14 protein-coding genes are annotated in these 16305 nt (G+C 40.1%); 7 read left to right on the plus strand and 7 right to left on the minus strand.

Features of this window, described 5'->3' with window-relative positions:
• Window positions 1-142: 142 nt before the first annotated feature.
• On the plus strand, window positions 143-622 hold the full coding sequence (locus tag C4F40_RS11750; protein WP_196939591.1) for a hypothetical protein: 480 nt from the start codon (window positions 143-145) through the stop codon (window positions 620-622).
• Window positions 623-692: 70 nt separating this feature from the next.
• Here C4F40_RS11750 and C4F40_RS11755 read toward each other — a convergent pair whose 3' ends face one another.
• Window positions 693-2306: a glycoside hydrolase family 43 protein gene (locus tag C4F40_RS11755; protein WP_231390040.1), complete on the minus strand. Its 1614-nt coding sequence runs from the start codon at window positions 2304-2306 to the stop codon at window positions 693-695.
• Window positions 2297-2596, minus strand: coding sequence for a hypothetical protein (locus tag C4F40_RS21585; protein WP_231390041.1), 300 nt, complete (start codon window positions 2594-2596; stop codon window positions 2297-2299). Before C4F40_RS21585 ends, C4F40_RS11755 begins: the two co-directional genes overlap by 10 nt.
• Window positions 2597-2828: 232 nt before the next feature.
• Here C4F40_RS21585 and C4F40_RS11760 point away from each other — a divergent pair, with 232 nt between their 5' ends.
• The 4 genes from C4F40_RS11760 (at window position 2829) to C4F40_RS11775 (ending at window position 7093) form a co-directional block, all read left to right on the plus strand.
• Window positions 2829-3881: a PLP-dependent aminotransferase family protein gene (locus C4F40_RS11760; protein WP_196939592.1), complete on the plus strand. Its 1053-nt coding sequence runs from the start codon at window positions 2829-2831 to the stop codon at window positions 3879-3881.
• Between the two features lie 207 nt (window positions 3882-4088).
• Window positions 4089-4382, plus strand: coding sequence for an HU family DNA-binding protein (locus C4F40_RS11765; protein ID WP_196939593.1), 294 nt, complete (start codon window positions 4089-4091; stop codon window positions 4380-4382).
• Between the two features lie 15 nt (window positions 4383-4397).
• Window positions 4398-5237, plus strand: a complete 840-nt coding sequence (locus tag C4F40_RS11770) for a TPR domain-containing protein (protein WP_196939594.1) — start codon at window positions 4398-4400, stop codon at window positions 5235-5237.
• 302 nt (window positions 5238-5539) lie between these two features.
• A complete protein-coding gene (locus C4F40_RS11775) occupies window positions 5540-7093 on the plus strand; it encodes an Rne/Rng family ribonuclease (RefSeq protein ID WP_196939595.1) in 1554 nt (517 codons plus the stop codon).
• Between the two features lie 50 nt (window positions 7094-7143).
• On the opposite strand, the gene C4F40_RS11780 is transcribed toward C4F40_RS11775, so the two are convergent.
• The 3 genes from C4F40_RS11780 to uvrA are packed head-to-tail and all read right to left on the minus strand — an operon-like array spanning window position 7144 to window position 12098.
• Window positions 7144-7578 (minus strand): RrF2 family transcriptional regulator, encoded by a 435-nt coding sequence (locus tag C4F40_RS11780; RefSeq protein WP_196939596.1) that lies wholly within the window; start codon window positions 7576-7578, stop codon window positions 7144-7146.
• 51 nt (window positions 7579-7629) lie between these two features.
• A complete protein-coding gene (pafA, locus tag C4F40_RS11785) occupies window positions 7630-9273 on the minus strand; it encodes an alkaline phosphatase PafA (protein ID WP_196939597.1) in 1644 nt (547 codons plus the stop codon).
• A gap of 23 nt (window positions 9274-9296) precedes the next feature.
• Entirely contained in the window at window positions 9297-12098 is a 2802-nt protein-coding gene (gene uvrA, locus C4F40_RS11790) for an excinuclease ABC subunit UvrA (protein ID WP_196939598.1), read from the minus strand.
• 139 nt (window positions 12099-12237) lie between these two features.
• Between uvrA and C4F40_RS11795 the strand changes: the two genes are divergently transcribed.
• Both C4F40_RS11795 and C4F40_RS11800 read left to right on the plus strand, forming a co-directional pair.
• The gene (locus tag C4F40_RS11795; RefSeq protein WP_196939599.1) at window positions 12238-12744 is read left to right on the plus strand and encodes an RNA polymerase sigma factor; all 507 of its coding nucleotides are present in this window, start codon (window positions 12238-12240) and stop codon (window positions 12742-12744) included.
• A complete protein-coding gene (locus C4F40_RS11800) occupies window positions 12744-13352 on the plus strand; it encodes a hypothetical protein (protein ID WP_196939600.1) in 609 nt (202 codons plus the stop codon). The genes C4F40_RS11795 and C4F40_RS11800 overlap by 1 nt, the downstream gene beginning before the upstream one ends.
• On the opposite strand, the gene C4F40_RS11805 is transcribed toward C4F40_RS11800, so the two are convergent.
• Window positions 13349-14500, minus strand: a complete 1152-nt coding sequence (locus C4F40_RS11805; protein ID WP_196939601.1) for a dipeptidase — start codon at window positions 14498-14500, stop codon at window positions 13349-13351. The two genes, C4F40_RS11800 and C4F40_RS11805, sit on opposite strands and share 4 nt — an antisense overlap.
• Entirely contained in the window at window positions 14501-16240 is a 1740-nt protein-coding gene (locus tag C4F40_RS11810) for a serine hydrolase domain-containing protein (protein WP_196939602.1), read from the minus strand.
• Window positions 16241-16305 lie beyond the last annotated feature (65 nt).

Genomic DNA, 16305 nt, shown 5'->3' on the forward strand with positions numbered 1-16305 from the left:
TTGTCGACACCTAGTAACGCACTTTCGTTACGTAAGTTTAGTAACAAATGAAAACTGCGCTATAGGTTTTGATGTACATTTTTTATTGGGGTTCAGTTTTTTAAATATATATTGTAGATTAGTGCTTGTCAAAATCCCGGGTATGAAGAAAATTGTCATATTTTGCTATGTTTTATTGTCATGTATTGTGTCCGTAAGCGGTCAGGAAACTGTTGGAGCAAAGCGCGCCGGCAATTCGTGGATATGGGGTCCGTCAATCGGCTATCAATATCAAAATGGAAACTTTTTAAAGCTATCGGGTTGGGGACTTTTTGCTCCCAACGAATACCAGTATATCAAAATAAATGGAGGGGCTAATTTTACCTGGATGATGGATCGTACAACTGTGGTACCGGAGGTTGGGCTTACCTATTATCTTAGTGATAGGGGAATCTGGCCATTTGTTAAAGGTGAAATTACACCTTATAGCGCGACGCCTAAGGTAGGGGTGAGTCTGGCATCGTTGGTCGATATCAGTGTAGGGTATGGCTTTAATATCAATCAGAAATCTGATTTTAAGAAGATCGATGGGCTTACATTTTCTGTTGGACTAAATCTCCCATTGAATTTTCATTTATATTAAATCTATATAAAAAACGCTTAATCGATAAGGGTAAAACATTTTTTATATGCTTAGCTAAGATAAAGGGTTTCTATAAAGTCGGCTCAATAGATTTTATCGTTCCATCACTATTAAACTCCATTTTATCGATGCATACTTCCCTGTGGAATCCTGCCGCCCCGCCCATCTTTATTCCATTAGGCCGATTAAACCGATGGTAGACGATATGCCATTCGTCGGTTCCCGGTACTTGTATTACCGAATTATGTCCCGTTCCATAGATTCCTTTACCAGGAGATTTCGTTAAGATGCGGTTGTTCGTGGGTATAGTAAGAGGACCAGTGGCTGACGTTGAGGTTGCGTACCTGACACTATAATTTTCACTCCGTGTGTCATCTTCAGACCACAAAAAATAGTATAGGCCCTTACGGTAAAATACATAGATGCCTTCACGGAAGGTATGATCCGGTGTCATTACTTTAATAGTTTTTTTATCAATTGAAATCATATCCTTATTCAGCTCAGCTACGGCTAGATATCCATTACCCCAATATAAATAACTTTTCCCTGTTTTGGGATCTTCGAATACATCGGGATCTATTTCTTGACCGCCTTTTACACCGTCAGGTTTGAAGTCGATCAACGGTTTGCCCGAATCGACAAAGGGACCCGCAGGATCATCTGCTACTGCTACACCAATTTTTTGAGCCGCTGTGAAATAATAATAATACGCATATTTTCCTTTTGTTTTCTTTTCAATGATACAAGGTGCCCATGCGTTGCGATCTGCCCAAGAAACATCTTTTTTCAAATCTAATATAACTCCTTCATCAATCCAGTCTTTCAAGGTGTTGGAAGAGAATGTTTTGAAGTAAGAGCCGCTCCAACCATCAAAACCATCGCTTGTAGGATATAGATAGTACCTATTCGTTTTATTCGAGTAAAGGATGTCCGGATCCGCATAATAGCCTTCGAGAACAGGATTGTTGTCTGTTGGCGTGTTCAAGTTAGGTGGTATACCCCATTCCGCTGTCAATACATTGAGCTCACGTCGGGTGATTGGAATAATTGAACCATGACGTGGGTGAAAGTCCATACTGATGTCCTTATCAATTACATTGAACACGTCCAAATCTTTACTCTCTGTGAATTGGTATTTCCCTTTCATATATACATCATACATTAAGATGTAGGTGTCCGAATTGATAAGCTTAAATAGACTAGAGCCTTCCACAGCTTCGGGGGTCTGTTGTTTATAACCGGGTTGTTCAACCCATATTCCTGAAGCTAAGGAATCTGTTAATGCCAATCGAATACCATCTCCATCTCCTTCAGTCTTGTAGAACAAATAATATAAGCCGTTTTTATTGATGATGTCACCGTCGATGCAGGATTTCCCATTTTTAGGTATAAACAAGACTTTTGGTTCATCTTCAAGATCGGTAAAATCAGCATTTGCGTAAGCATAATAGATGATATCAGGTCCGGTACCATGTTTCATGGACCAATAAACCATGTACTTTTGGGTGTTGGGGTCGTATATGGTCTGTGGTGCCCATACTCTTTTAAGATTTTCCTGTGCCGAATAGCGCTCTTGGATGTTGATTATCGAGGAACTCCAGTTAATCAGGTCTGTTGATTTTAGTAGCACCAGGGCACGATTGGAATCCCATCCTTTTGAAGAAGTCATATCGGTTACCACCATATAAAAAGTCTTGCCATCCTCGCCTCGGATAATATGGGGTCGCGTACACCTCCTGTGGAACTGATTTCATTGGATTGTAAAACCGGCTGATTGTTATTTAGGGTGAGGTAATTATAGCCGTCAAGACTCACTGCAAAGCAGACTGCCTCTTCGTTTACATCGTTGCCCTTGAAATAGGTAAATAGATACCCTATGTAATCTTTTTCCGCCGGGCCGTATTTGTAATCTTGCGCGTACGTTGACAAAATTATTGTCAACAAGAAAACAGAAATGAGTGCTCTTCCTTTCATCAATTATCTAAAATTTATTCATATAAATATACACTTTCCTCCATTGAAGAAGAGGGGTGCTTTTCATTAATAAACAGGGTGATTTTAGTCGAAATTGGTGCACGGTACTTTCTTGCGGCACTTTATTGCCTTGCAAAGCTGGAGTTTCTATATTTGAGCGGAGACAATTTAAGGATAGTAAGATTGTATAGGTGGATACAACCAAGCTGAAAAATTCTTTACATTCGTATTCATGAAAGATTTCCAATATTTAAATCAACCTACTGGGCGTATTATTCAACAGGATGGGGAGAATTATCTTTTTTTCGGCGGTACAGCCTATTTAGGATTGCTTGATAATCCGCGTTATATTTCGCTTTACAAAGAAGGGATAGATAAGTATGGGCTCAATAATGGTACATCGCGTAACAATAATGTTCAATTGGGGATATATCGTGAAGCTGAGAACCATACCGCACAACGTTTTGGATTTGAAGATGCGATTTTGCTTTCCAGTGGTTATTTAGCCGCCCAATTAGCTATCAAAGTTTTGTGTGGGCGCGGAGAACTAATTTACGCGCCCGATACGCATCCTGCTTTATGGATTGATGGAAAGCCGCATGTGAAAGAAAATTTCGATGTTTGGATGGAAGAAACCATAAACTATATTAACTGCTCAGACGGCGGCGAATTTGTTGTCGTGTCCAACGCACTCGATAATTTGACACCTATGTTATATGATTTTTCGTCTTTTGAAGCTATAAACCCGAATAAAAAGGTGTTGTTCGTATTAGATGATTCACACGGTATCGGGGTGTTACGAAAAAATGGAACTTCGGTAGGTCTGAATTTTGCAGATCGGGATAATTTTACGCTAATCGTCGTAGCCTCTTTGGCTAAGGGGATGGGTACAGATGCGGGAGTAGTTCTGGGCAATAAAGAGCATATGGATATGTTGCGGAAGCATCCTATTTTTACCGGAGCATCGCCGTCTTCCCCTGCGAGCATGTATGTACTTTTGAAAGGACAGGATATTTATGAGCAATCTTTTGATAAGTTACAACATAATATTTCTTTAGCTCAGCAACTATTTGCGCATTTGCAGTTTAAAAGCATTTCTAATTTTTCAGTTTTTAGCGCGTTGGAAGCCAATCTATATCAGTATTTATTGGACAAAAATGTATTGATATCCAGCTTTTCGTACCCTTTTCCCGCAAGCCCCTTGCTAAACCGTATTGTAATTTCGGCTTTACATGAAGAACAAGATTTACGTCACATTGCTGCTATCTTTTATGCGAAATCGTAATAAATATTTGACAGTCAGTAAAATAATAGTAGCTTTGCAGACATTTTTGAGGAGTCAGAGTATCAGTTAGAACGTTAAATGTTTGAAAATGAAAATTTTCTGTATCAGAAATACATGAAAAAATTTTTAAAGTTCATTTAAAAAAGATACTTTTGCATCCCCAAATGATGGGATGAGCGAGTAATAAATAATTACAGTATAATAGATATGACTAAAGCAGAAATTATTGCGGAAATCTCTACCAAGACAGGTTTAGAGAAGGTAGATGTTCAAGAGACAGTAGAGGCGTTCTTCAAAGTGGTTAAAAATTCAATGATTGGAGGAGAAAATGTTTATGTTAGAGGTTTTGGAAGTTTCGTGGTAAAAAAGAGAGCTGAAAAAACTGCGCGTAATATTTCCAAAAACACGGCGATTATTATCCCCGAACATTTTGTTCCAAGTTTTAAACCGGCAAAAGTTTTCGTTGAAAAAGTAAAAACTGGAAATAAAGCAAAAAAATAAGAGTAAATTCGTCCCATGCTTAATACCAAACAAATAATTGTCGTTGTATTCATAGTCGTCTTAATGGGCGTTCTATTGGCACGTCCTATTAAAGGTCTGGTTGATGGGGAGAAAGAAACAACAGGTAGCACCTCTTCGAATTCTACAGAATCTATGTATAATCTGAAATATGTTTCGGATATTGCAAAGCAAAGTATCAATGCGTCACTCGTGCAGGATATTGCAGCGATTGAGGCTAAAGTAGAAGAGGCTGAGGGAGAAGAAAAAGTTACATTGTTGCAAGAGTTGGCAAATAAGTGGGATGACGTAGCTAAAGATGCTCCTCAGGGTTTTGTCTATGCTGAAATGGCCGAGATTACACCTAAATTCGACTATTGGTTGAAAGCTGGAGATTCGTACCGTGCTGCGTACACTAATTTGCAGGATACAACAATGGCGTCTGCTTTAAATCAGCGGGCTATTCAATCGTATGAAAAGGCGTTGGAATTAGACGCAAACAATTTGTCTGCAAAAACTGGTCTTGGAGCAGCGCTGGTAACAGGATCTAACAATCCTATGGCTGGTATTGCATTGCTACAAGAAGTGGTTAAAGCGGAACCGAAAAATATCGAAGCGAATAAAACGTTGGGTTTGTTTTCACTACAATCACAACAATACGACAAGGCTATTGAGCGCTTCAAAACTGTCGTAGAATTGAAGCCTGATGCGGAGTCGTACTTTTACTTAGCGACAGGATATGAAAAAATTGGGTTGAGGACGGAGGCTATTTCTGCTTTTCAAAAGAGTAAGGCAATGGCTGCAGATCCAACTCTCTCTCAATACATCGATCGTCAGATCGAAGCATTGAGTAAGTAATTAACAGATTTTATTTACATCATTTTTAAAAACATTAAAGCTATGCCAAGCGGAAAAAAAAGAAAAAGACACAAAATGGCTACTCACAAACGTAAAAAGCGTTTAAGAAAAAATAGACACAAGAAAAAATAGTTTCTTGTTGCTAATAGTCAAATGAGGTTTTATTACTTCAAGACATGGTACAATCTATAACAAAACAGCTTGTTTTAGCGTAGATTGTATTTTTTCATTAAACGAGTTTTATGTTTCATAAGGGATTTCAATGGTGCGCGAGGTACTATTTCCCATAATATTAGTAGCTGTTGGTAAAGGAATTAATTATCGATTCAACTCCTGAAAAAGGAGTGACTATTGCTTTACTACAGGACAAGCAACTTGTTGAACTCAATCGTGAGCAAGCTGGGAGTAATTTTGCTGTAGGAGATATTTATCTCGGACGCATCAAAAAAATTATGCCCGGTCTGAATGCAGCATTCGTAGATGTAGGTTACGAAAAGGATGCGTTCTTGCACTATTTGGATTTGGGACCTCAGGTACAATCGTTGCTTAAACTGACTCGAATAGTAAAGAATGGCAGTTATCAGGAGAAACTGCTCAATAGTTTGAAGCTTGAAAAGGATATCGATAAGGCAGGAAAAATTTCGGACATTTTATCCCGAAATATGATTTTACCGGTACAGATAGCCAAAGAACCTATATCTACGAAAGGCCCGCGCTTGAGTTCGGACTTGTCCATTGCAGGGCGTTTTGTAGTACTGGTGCCGTTTTCAAGTTCGGTTTCTATTTCAAAGAAAATCAAGGGCAGCGCTGAACGAAGTAGACTGAAGAAAATTGTAGAAAGTATTAAACCTGCAAATTTTGGAGTCATCATACGTACAGTGTCAGAAGGTAAAGGAGTCGACGAACTTCAAAAGGATCTTCTGGATTTGATTTCTAAATGGGAACTGTTTACCAAGCGCCTTAAAACTGTAGAACCACCGCAAAAAATATTGGGTGAAATGGATAGAGCTTCTACCATTGTACGTGATCTTTTAACGGATGAGTTTGCACATATATATGTTAACGATCCTGTTATTTATGAGGAAACGAAATCATACATACAGGAAATTTCGCCAGAACTGGAAAAAATAGTTAAACTTTATAAACATAAAGAACCTATTTTTGATCACTATGGTATCGAAAAGCAGATTAAGGCGTCTTTCGGCAAGACGGTAAATTTACAGGGTGGTGCATATTTGGTTATTGAACATACCGAAGCGCTGCATGTCATCGACGTAAATAGTGGTAACCGCATTGCGAACAAAGAAAATCAGGAAGATAATGCACTCTTGGTAAACAAGGAGGCGGCAAAGGAGATCGCAAGACAGTTGCGATTACGTGATATGGGAGGTATAGTCGTTATTGACTTTATCGACATGCACAAAGCGCCAAATCGTAAAGAGTTGTATACTTTCTTAAAGGAATGTATGAATGAGGATAGAGCCCGTCATACCATTCTTCCTCCAAGTAAATTTGGCCTCGTACAGATTACGCGTCAGCGTGTACGACCCGAAATGAGCATCGTGACAAGCGAGAAATGTCCGGCTTGTGATGGTACAGGAGAAATAAGATCGAGCATTGTGTTGCTTGATGATATAGAAAATAATTTGAGTTTTATTCTTGAAGAGCAAAACGAAAAAGGTATTACATTATGTGTACATCCTTATATCGACGCCTACATTAAGTCAGGTTTTATCTCAAGAAGAATCAAGTGGTTTTTTAAATACGGCAAGTGGATTAAGGTAAAATCTATACAGTCGTATTACTTAACGGAGTTTCATTTCTTCAATTCGAAAGAAGAGGAAATTAAGTTATAATAAGGAATTAAAAAAGGGAATTCAAATTTGAATTCCCTTTTTTAATTTCTTTACTCGAGATTAAGCTCTTTTTCCTTATTGATGAGATTTGCAACACTGGTGTCATTTAAGATTTGAAGCATCGCATTCCGTACTTCTACAAAGGTATCTCGGATACCACATGCATGCTCTTCAACACATTCTTCGCAAGAGCGATAGAAGTTGAGACTAACGCAGGGGAGTAACGCAATAGGACCGTCGATTAAACGCATCACTTGTGATAAGAAGATATCTTCAGGCGCTTTATTTAAGCTGTATCCACCTCCCGCACCTTTCTTAGAATACAAAATTCCCGCGTTCCTCATTTCTAAAAGAATCTGCTCTAAGAATTTTTTTGGTATACGTTCCTCTTCAGCAATTTTTATAATCTGTATTGGCTCCTGACCGTAGTTTCTACCCAGTACCATCAGGGCTTTTATAGCATATTTTGTTTTCTTAGAAAGCATAGTAATTCCTCTTAACCATCAAAAATACATAATTTAAAGCGCTAAAAAAAATTATTGCCCCAGTACCTCTGCGATGGGCTTTCCAATATTTCCGTTTGGCTCCATTATGTGCAATAAAGCCGATAATGTAGGGGCAATATCTACAATATGCACTTCTCTGTTGGTTACGCCTGCTTTAATCCCCCATCCCATAAATACCAACGGGATGTGCGAATCATATGGCGACCACACACCATGGGTGGTACCCGTGCCCCGTGGTGTGCCCGAATACCATTGCGGCTCGGTAATCAGCTGAATTGCCCCACTTCTTTTGCGATTATATCCGTTGATGATCTTTTCGCGGAGTGGGGCAGGAATAAACATATTTTCATTATTCTCCATGTCGATCACGTATGCTATTCCATCCACCCTGTTCAGGTTTTTAGTAATAACTTTCTTTACCAAATCGGCATCCAATTTTAATGAATCGATGAGCGTATAATTAAGATGCACTTGGTAATTCAGTAAGCTATTTACCATCTCGCCAGCTCCAAATTCTGCTTCCAATTCCGCATTGAGATCGCGCAAGATCTGACGGGTGAATAAATATCCGCCGTTTCCTCTTTGATCCGTAAAATATAAGGGATTATACGATGCGGCATGGTCGGCTGTCAGGAAAAATGTGTATTTGCCTTCACCTACCGTTTCATCCAAATAAGCTAGAAAATCAGCAATATCCTGATCCAATCGCAGGTATGTATCTTCAATTTCTACTGCCGAAACAGAGTAGCGGTGACCCACGTAGTCTGTTGCAGAAAGACTCACGCATAAGAAATCTGTACTTTGACTCGGATTATGTCCTAATTTTTCATGCGCAATAGCTGCTTTCGCAAAGTCGAGTGTAAACGTATTGCCCTGAGGAGTTGTTTTGATCAGCTCTAATCCGGCATCTTTCATGAGCTCAGAAGTTTTCCGCGGAAATCCCGAACTCGTTTCACCTGCCCATTTTCCTTCATAGATATTATCGTCTTCGATGCTATTTGTCTGATAGCTTTCGATTGGATAGAGGGTGTTCCAGTCCTGTTTTAGGTACTTTTTGGCCAATTTTTCTTTGTTGAAGCCATTTACCCACTTTGGTAATTCTTCCATGTAAAATGTGCTCGAAATCCAATCCCCGGATTTACTTTCAAACCAGTAGGCCGCATCTGCAAAATGACCTGCCGGTAAAATTCCACCTCGATCTTTTATCGAGATTCCAATCACTTTCGATTTAAAATTGGTCGCTAATTTTAGCTGATCTGTGATTGTAGAGGCCAATAAATTTCGTGGAGACTGCTGCCCTTCTTTTCCTGTTGTACCGACTCCGTTAACTTTATCATCCTGTGTGCAATACATTTGTTGGCCGGTAGCTTGTATAATCCAGTCGTTACCCGAAATGCCATGTATGGAGGGGACAGATCCTGTATACACGGAGCTATGACCAATCGCTGTATAGGTGGGGATGTAGTTGATGATCGTATTCTCACAGGAGAAACCATCCTTTAATATTCTTTTGAATCCTTTGTCGCCGTATCGGTCTGCAAATCGGTAGAGGTAATCCCAACGCATTTGGTCTACCATAAGCCCCACGACGAGTTTAGGACGGTCTACCTGTGCATTTGAAATGGAACAGATGCTTGAAAACAGTGATAGTAATAAAAAAATGCGTCTCTTCATATGAATATTTATAGGATACCAAGTTAGGGTTTTAGATGGTTTATAAGAAATTGTCCCGTAAAAGATGCTGCACAATCTGCTAATTTTTCGGGTGTTCCTACACATACTACATGTCCCCCTTTGTCGCCTCCCTCAAGACCAATGTCAATCACCCAATCTGCGGATTTGATCATATCCATATTATGCTCGATTACCAGTATACTGTTACCTAAAGCAATTAACTGATCGAAAGATTTTAATAGTTTTTCAATATCGTGAAAATGCAAACCAGTGGTTGGCTCGTCAAAGATGAACAGCGTTTTCTTTTGATTATTGCCCTTAATAAGGAAAGATGCTAGTTTAATCCGTTGTGCCTCACCTCCCGAAAGGGTGCTCGACGATTGTCCCAGCTTGACATAACCTAGTCCGACATTTTGCAGAGGTTGTAATTTGGCCAAAATCTTTGGTTGATCTCCAAAAAAGGAAAGTGCTTCGTCGATGCTTAACCCTAGAATATCAGCGACTGATTTTTGTTTATACTGTACATCCAGCACATGCTGCTTAAAGCGTTTTCCGTCACAGGCCTCACAGGGCAATACAATATCTGCCATGAATTGCATTTCAATTTTTACCTCACCATCTCCTTGGCACACATCGCACCGGCCCCCTTCCACATTGAATGAGAAAGCAGAAGGTTTTAATCCATTGGCTTTAGCTGCAGGAAGATTTGAATACAAGGCACGGATCTCGTCCCAGGCTTTTACATAGGTTACCGGATTAGAGCGGGAAGATCGTCCAATTGGATTTTGATCCACCATTTCTACCTGCTCTACTTGTTCGAAGTCCCCTTCGAGTGCGTCAAAAATACCCGTTTGTTCGCCCGAGTAATTCCCGATTGTCTTTTGCAAAGCAGGGAAGAGGATTCTTTTTACAAGAGAGGTCTTACCCGAACCCGAAACGCCCGTTACAACAGTGAAGACATTTAGTGGAAAATCCACGTCGATACCTTTTAAGTTATTCTCTCGCGCGCCTTTAATCCGGATAGTGTCCGTCCACTTGCGCCGACTTTTAGGGACAGGAATCTGTAGTTTGCCACTTAAATATTTACCGGTAAGAGAATGTTTGTCTTTTAATATTTGATTGTAATCTCCGGCAAATACCAACTCGCCACCATTGATCCCGGCCTCTGGCCCTATATCGATCAAGTAATCCGCAGCCTCCATCATTTCTTGTTCGTGTTCTACCACAATGACGGTATTACCAACGTCACGAAGCGACTTCAATACACCGATCAGTTTTTGCGTATCGCGGGGGTGAAGGCCGATGCTAGGTTCATCCAATACATATATCGAACCAACCAAAGAACTTCCCAAGGAGGTAGCTAGGTTGATCCGCTGTGACTCCCCGCCAGATAAGGTGTTGCTCAGCCGGTTCAATGTGAGATAACTCAGACCGACATCACATAAAAATTGAATTCTGTTTAGTATTTCTGAAAGAAGTCTTTTTGCAATGATCTGTTCGTTATCTGCAAGAGGCAGGTTTTGGAAAAAATCAAGTGCCTTGTCAATCGGCATCAGCACGACATCGATGATCGACTTACCGCTCACTTTTACAAAAGACGCATCTTTGCGTAGACGGCTTCCTTTGCACTCGGGACAATCTGTTTTTCCACGGTATCGCGAAAGCATTACACGGTACTGTATTTTATAAGTCTGTTCTTCCAGTTCTTTGAAAAATGCATTTAGCCCATTAAAATAACTGTTCCCTGTCCATAATAAATTTTGTTGGTCGGGGGTTAGGTCGCCATAGGCCCGGTGGATAGGGAAATCAAACTTAATGGCAGTACGAACTAGTTTTTCCAGCCAGATACCCATTTTTTCACCTCTCCAAGGTGCGATCGCACCGTCGTATACCGATTTACTTTTATCTGGCACAACTAAGTCGGGATCTATTCCAATAATTTTGCCGTATCCCTCGCATCTACGGCAGGCACCAAATGGATTGTTAAAACTGAAGAAATTAGCGGTAGGAATTTCGAAAGTGATTCCATCCAATTCAAATTTATCGGAGAATGACAGTCTTTCACTATCAATCTCAATTGCGCAGGTACCCTTTCCTTCAAAAAAGGCTGTTTGCACAGAATCTGCTATGCGGTGGATGGTCTCCTCTTCTTTATCTAATCGTATACGGTCTATTACAATTTCTACTTCACCTTCTTTGACCTGTTTATTGGGGACATTCTTATCTTCGAGTAGCAACTCAATCTTCTGCATACTCCCTTTGAAAATCACGCGTACAAATCCCTTCTGAAGTAAGAGCGAGAGTTCTTCTTTAAGTTTTCGCTCATTTAGCGGAATAAGCGGGCTCAAAATCGTAAGGGTACTATCGACCGGATAGGTTATAAGCGTATCTACGATAGATGAAACCGTATCCTTCGTTACCTCTTTTCCAGAAATAGGAGAGACGGTCTTACCTATACGTGCAAATAGTAATTTTAAGTAATCGTATATTTCTGTCGATGTACCTACGGTAGAACGCGGGTTACTCGTGATGACTTTCTGCTCAATGGCGATAGCAGGAGCAATACCTTTAATGTAATCTACCTCGGGTTTATTCATGCGGCCCATGAATTGACGGGCATAAGAAGAAAGGCTTTCGACATAGCGACGTTGGCCTTCGGCATATAGCGTGTCAAAGGCTAAGGATGATTTCCCGGAACCTGACATCCCGGTGATGACGACGAGTTTATTTTTAGGAATGTCTACATCAATATTTTTTAAATTATTGACGCGTGCCCCTTTTATTTGAATATATGATCGTGAGATATTTTCTGCTTTTTTTTGCATAGCCTACAAAGCTAGATAAATTGTACCTGATATGCAATTTACTGGATCGGTATATATTACGATTACTTATCATGTAAATTATTGCAATACATACCATTTTGATGTAACAATATCTTCTTAACTTCGACAAATAGTTCATATGTATTCCAATCTTGAGGTAGAATTCATCAATCAACTGGAGGAGCATCAAAATATCCTTCACAAAATCTGTAAACTGTATACAGGCGATATGGATTCGCACAAAGATTTGTTTCAGGAGATGACGATACAACTATGGAAGTCTTATCCGTCTTTTAGAGGTGATTCCAAATTTACAACCTGGGCTTATCGCGTGGCCTTGAACACAGCTATCTCTCTTTATAGAAATAAAAAGCGCAGTATCCCGACTGTACAATGGGATAATTCGCTTCATAATATTCGCTATGAAGAGTATGACAATAGGCAAGAGGAGCAATTACGATCGTTATATCTGGCGGTGCACGAGCTTAATGATATAGAAAAGGCCTTGGTATATATGTATTTGGAGGATAAAGATTATGCAGAAATTTCTGAAACTTTAGGAATTAGCGAAGTGAATGCCCGGGTGAAGATGAACCGCATTAAAGCAAAATTGAAAAACATGTTAAATACGAAAGGAGGTGCATAATGGATGAATTAGATGTATTAAAACAGCACTGGAATAGGGACAACAGCTTTCCGAAGATCAATCGGGAGGAAATAAGAAAAATGCTTCATCAAAGTTCCTCTTCTATAGTAAAGTGGATTTTTGTAATCAGTTGTCTGGAGTTTTTAGCGGGGATCCTGCTTAATTATTTTTCGAAAAAATATTGGGGTGCTGGCTCGGATGCCTTATGGGAAGACGTTGTATATGTGTTTTATTATCTTGTCCTTTTAGTTTTTATTCTGCTTTTCTATAAAAAATATAAGAACATTAAAGCCGAAAAGAATACAAAAAAATTGACGGAGGATATTATCGCAACACGGAAATTGGTACAACTGTATATTTATGTCAATTTTATTGTTATTTCGGTAGAATTTATACATGGTATGTGGGACGGTTGGCATAACATAGCAGATGCTACTGTGCGCAATGGTACACCGACTTGGATTCAATATAGCTTATTTATAGGTATTGTACTGGTTTTGGCTGCAATCCTTTTTTCGTTAATTGCATTATTTTATTATTTCCTGTATATACGACTTACGAAGAAACTCTATAAAAATTATAAAGAACTTATTCAATTAGATCACTAATTTTCATTCTCTTTCCATATCCTCAAAAAATTAATTCCCATGATCTTCGCGATATCCTCTCGGGAGTAGCCTCGTTCGAACAACGCCTTCGTGAGATTTGGGAATTTAGAAACATCTTCCAGTCCTTGGGGTGGGGATTCTATGCCGTCAAAATCCGATCCAATCGCGACATGGTCTATGCCTACCTTACGAACCAAATAGTCTATGTGATCAAGCAAGGTAGATAAAGGTGCGTTTGCTTCATACTGTAAATTAGCTGGTAGCTTTCCGTATTGTCTTGTCACTGAAAGTGTATAGTCTCCTTTTTCAGCAAAATGCGTTCGATACAATTTTTGCACCCGACCTTCATACGTTACATCTAAAAAACCAGAATAGAAGTTGACCCCTACCACTCCGCCGTTTTGCTTCAAAGCTTCAAGTTGCTTATCGTCCAAATTGCGAGAGTGCGGTGTAAGGGCTGCTGCATTGCTATGTGATACCAGTACGGGTTTAGTAGAAATGCGAATGACATCATAAAACGTCTTTTCACCGGCGTGGGATAAATCTATCATCATGCCGAGCTCGTTCATTTTACGAATGATACTTTTCCCCTGTTCTGAAAGACCCTTACCCGTATTCGATTTTGTTTTTACTTCTACCGCGGCAGCCGTAGCCCAAGGCAAGTTATAATTCCATGTCAGGGTAAGGTAGCGGGCGCCTCGCTCATACAATTTTTCCAAATTAGCAATACTCCCCTCAATCATATTTCCACCCTCTATACCAATTACAGCGGCAATCTTACCTTCGCTGATAATACGATTAATATCTTCTGTATGTTTTGCTAAGACAATTTTATCCGGATTTTTATCCAATACCTTTTCCAGGGCATCCAATTGATCATTAGCATGCTTGAAGGCACCGGTCTGCCACTTTTTGTCATCCGACCATACCGCGAAAACCTGCACATCCACACCCCCTTCTATCAATCGTGGAATGTCAGTATGTCCCGTTGTAAGACGATTGCTTATATCATGACCCGGCAATATAGATTCTATAATCACATCATTATGCCCATCGACCACGATTAAATCACGATGGACTGTTTTAAAATCCTGCGCCTGTATGCTATAGCTCGTAAGCATTAGCCCTATATAAAACCACTTCTTCATTTACTTTGCTTCGTTAATTGTTTCATAAATAACATCTTGAATACGGCTGCGTATATTTAGTTCATATAATTTTCCTGTTACCTGTGGGTGCACCCGATTGGAGAGAAATATATACACCAACTGATCTTTTGGATCAATCCAAATGCATGTTCCGGTGTAGCCCGTATGGCCATATACCGAACTGTTGGCTAATTTAGAAGGATACGCCTTTTTAAGATCGGGATCAGCCCTGTCAAATCCCAGTCCCCTACGGCTAGATTGCGATTGGTTCGAAGTAAATAGATCTACCGTTTCAGGTTTGAAATAACGAACCCCGCCATATTCACCCCGGTTTAGCAGCAACTGCGCATATATCGCCAGATCATTGGCCGTGGCAAATAACCCTGCATGACCAGCTACGCCCCCTGCCATGGCAGCTCCCTCGTCGTGCACATAGCCTTGCAACAGCACCTTGCGGAAGGATGTGTCATTTTGGGTGGGCACTATACGTGATTTATCAAAGCGGGTCCGTGGATTATAGCCGGCAGTTTTCATCCCGATAGGTTTATATAAGAACTGCTGTACAAATTCTTCCATGCGGGTACTCGTTTCGTGTTCTGCAATCTCTTTCATCACATACATGCTGATATCCGAATATACATAATTTCCAACTGGCTTAACAGCAGAACTGAGCATTTCAGGCCACATCACATCCCGGTAATAATTATTTTTCAGGAAGGCATTGTCCGCTACTTTAACCTGATGTTCCGTATCTTCATACGACAGCAGGTCGCCCGACTTCAAGTTGCGATAGAAAGGGATGAAAGGCGTGAAGCCAGCTTCATGTAGCAGCACAGATCGTGTTGTGATATCCGCTTTGTTAGTTGTTTTGGCCTGTCCCAAATAATGACCAATCGTACTATCCAGACTAATAATACCTTGCTCCTGCAATGTCATCACCACCGGCGTGGTACCTGCAATTTTACTAATAGAAGCCAGGTCGAAAATATCGTCTATTGTCGTAGCCTGCTTATTTTCATACGTATGTGAGCCGTAAGCCTTCTCAAAAATAACCTGGCCGCTTTTTAGAGCCATTACAACTAGTCCAGGAGTAGCCCGATTGCTAATCGCTTCGTTCGCAATCGCGTCGATTTTTCGGGTCATCGTGGAAATATCCAATCCCGAATTTTCACCTGCAGTATATTGAATGCGTGTTTGTTCTGTTTTTAAGTTGCCTTCTGTAAGTGCCAAACCTCCAAAAATAGACATCGCTGCATTTCGTTGCGAGATGGGAGCGAAATCAGGAGACACTAGCTCAGTAAATGCCGATTGGTAAGTAGGCGTATTCCACGGATTTCCTAGCGATTTAGATTCCCGAAACTGACACAAGATCACCTGCTTTCCGTTCACGGCAGACTGTTGCAGGAGCGAGATCAGATCACTTCGTAGATCTTTTTCTATGCCCGCCACGATAATTGTATTGAAGTATTTGGTATTTTCCGCGTATTTATTAAAGTCGAAAACACGTACCTCAGCATACTTTTGAAGCTGTTCGATGAAGGGAGTATACGTACCTTTTACGGGTGTTACCACGGCTATTTTTAAACGATCCAAACGCTGCAGCGGAAGTATATTTCCCTGATCCCGCACAAGTGTGGTTCGGTTTACCGTTGTTTGTTTGTATTGTGCAGACAGGTGTAAAGTACCCGCGACGATACTGAACAGTGTGAATAATAGAAATAAAGGAGTTCTTGTTTTCATAATTTCGTTTCTTAAAGTAAATTTACTAATAAAACCGCATAAAACCGCATCTTTTTTATTTCTTG

The sequence above is a fragment of the Sphingobacterium pedocola genome, from assembly GCF_015209965.1.
Lineage (GTDB): Bacteria > Bacteroidota > Bacteroidia > Sphingobacteriales > Sphingobacteriaceae > Sphingobacterium > Sphingobacterium pedocola.

Excerpts from the sequence above, each read along its gene's own strand:
- C4F40_RS11750 (WP_196939591.1), top strand. The coding sequence starts at position 143 with ATGAAGAAAATTGTCATATTTTGCTATGTTTTATTGTCATGTATTGTG.
- C4F40_RS11755 (WP_231390040.1), bottom strand. The coding sequence starts at position 2,306 with ATGGTGGTAACCGATATGACTTCTTCAAAAGGATGGGATTCCAATCGT.
- C4F40_RS21585 (WP_231390041.1), bottom strand. The coding sequence starts at position 2,596 with ATGAAAGGAAGAGCACTCATTTCTGTTTTCTTGTTGACAATAATTTTG.
- C4F40_RS11760 (WP_196939592.1), top strand. The coding sequence starts at position 2,829 with ATGAAAGATTTCCAATATTTAAATCAACCTACTGGGCGTATTATTCAA.
- C4F40_RS11765 (WP_196939593.1), top strand. The coding sequence starts at position 4,089 with ATGACTAAAGCAGAAATTATTGCGGAAATCTCTACCAAGACAGGTTTA.
- C4F40_RS11770 (WP_196939594.1), top strand. The coding sequence starts at position 4,398 with ATGCTTAATACCAAACAAATAATTGTCGTTGTATTCATAGTCGTCTTA.
- C4F40_RS11780 (WP_196939596.1), bottom strand. The coding sequence starts at position 7,578 with ATGCTTTCTAAGAAAACAAAATATGCTATAAAAGCCCTGATGGTACTG.
- pafA (WP_196939597.1), bottom strand. The coding sequence starts at position 9,273 with ATGAAGAGACGCATTTTTTTATTACTATCACTGTTTTCAAGCATCTGT.
- uvrA (WP_196939598.1), bottom strand. The coding sequence starts at position 12,098 with ATGCAAAAAAAAGCAGAAAATATCTCACGATCATATATTCAAATAAAA.
- C4F40_RS11795 (WP_196939599.1), top strand. The coding sequence starts at position 12,238 with ATGTATTCCAATCTTGAGGTAGAATTCATCAATCAACTGGAGGAGCAT.
- C4F40_RS11800 (WP_196939600.1), top strand. The coding sequence starts at position 12,744 with ATGGATGAATTAGATGTATTAAAACAGCACTGGAATAGGGACAACAGC.
- C4F40_RS11805 (WP_196939601.1), bottom strand. The coding sequence starts at position 14,500 with ATGAAGAAGTGGTTTTATATAGGGCTAATGCTTACGAGCTATAGCATA.
- C4F40_RS11810 (WP_196939602.1), bottom strand. The coding sequence starts at position 16,240 with ATGAAAACAAGAACTCCTTTATTTCTATTATTCACACTGTTCAGTATC.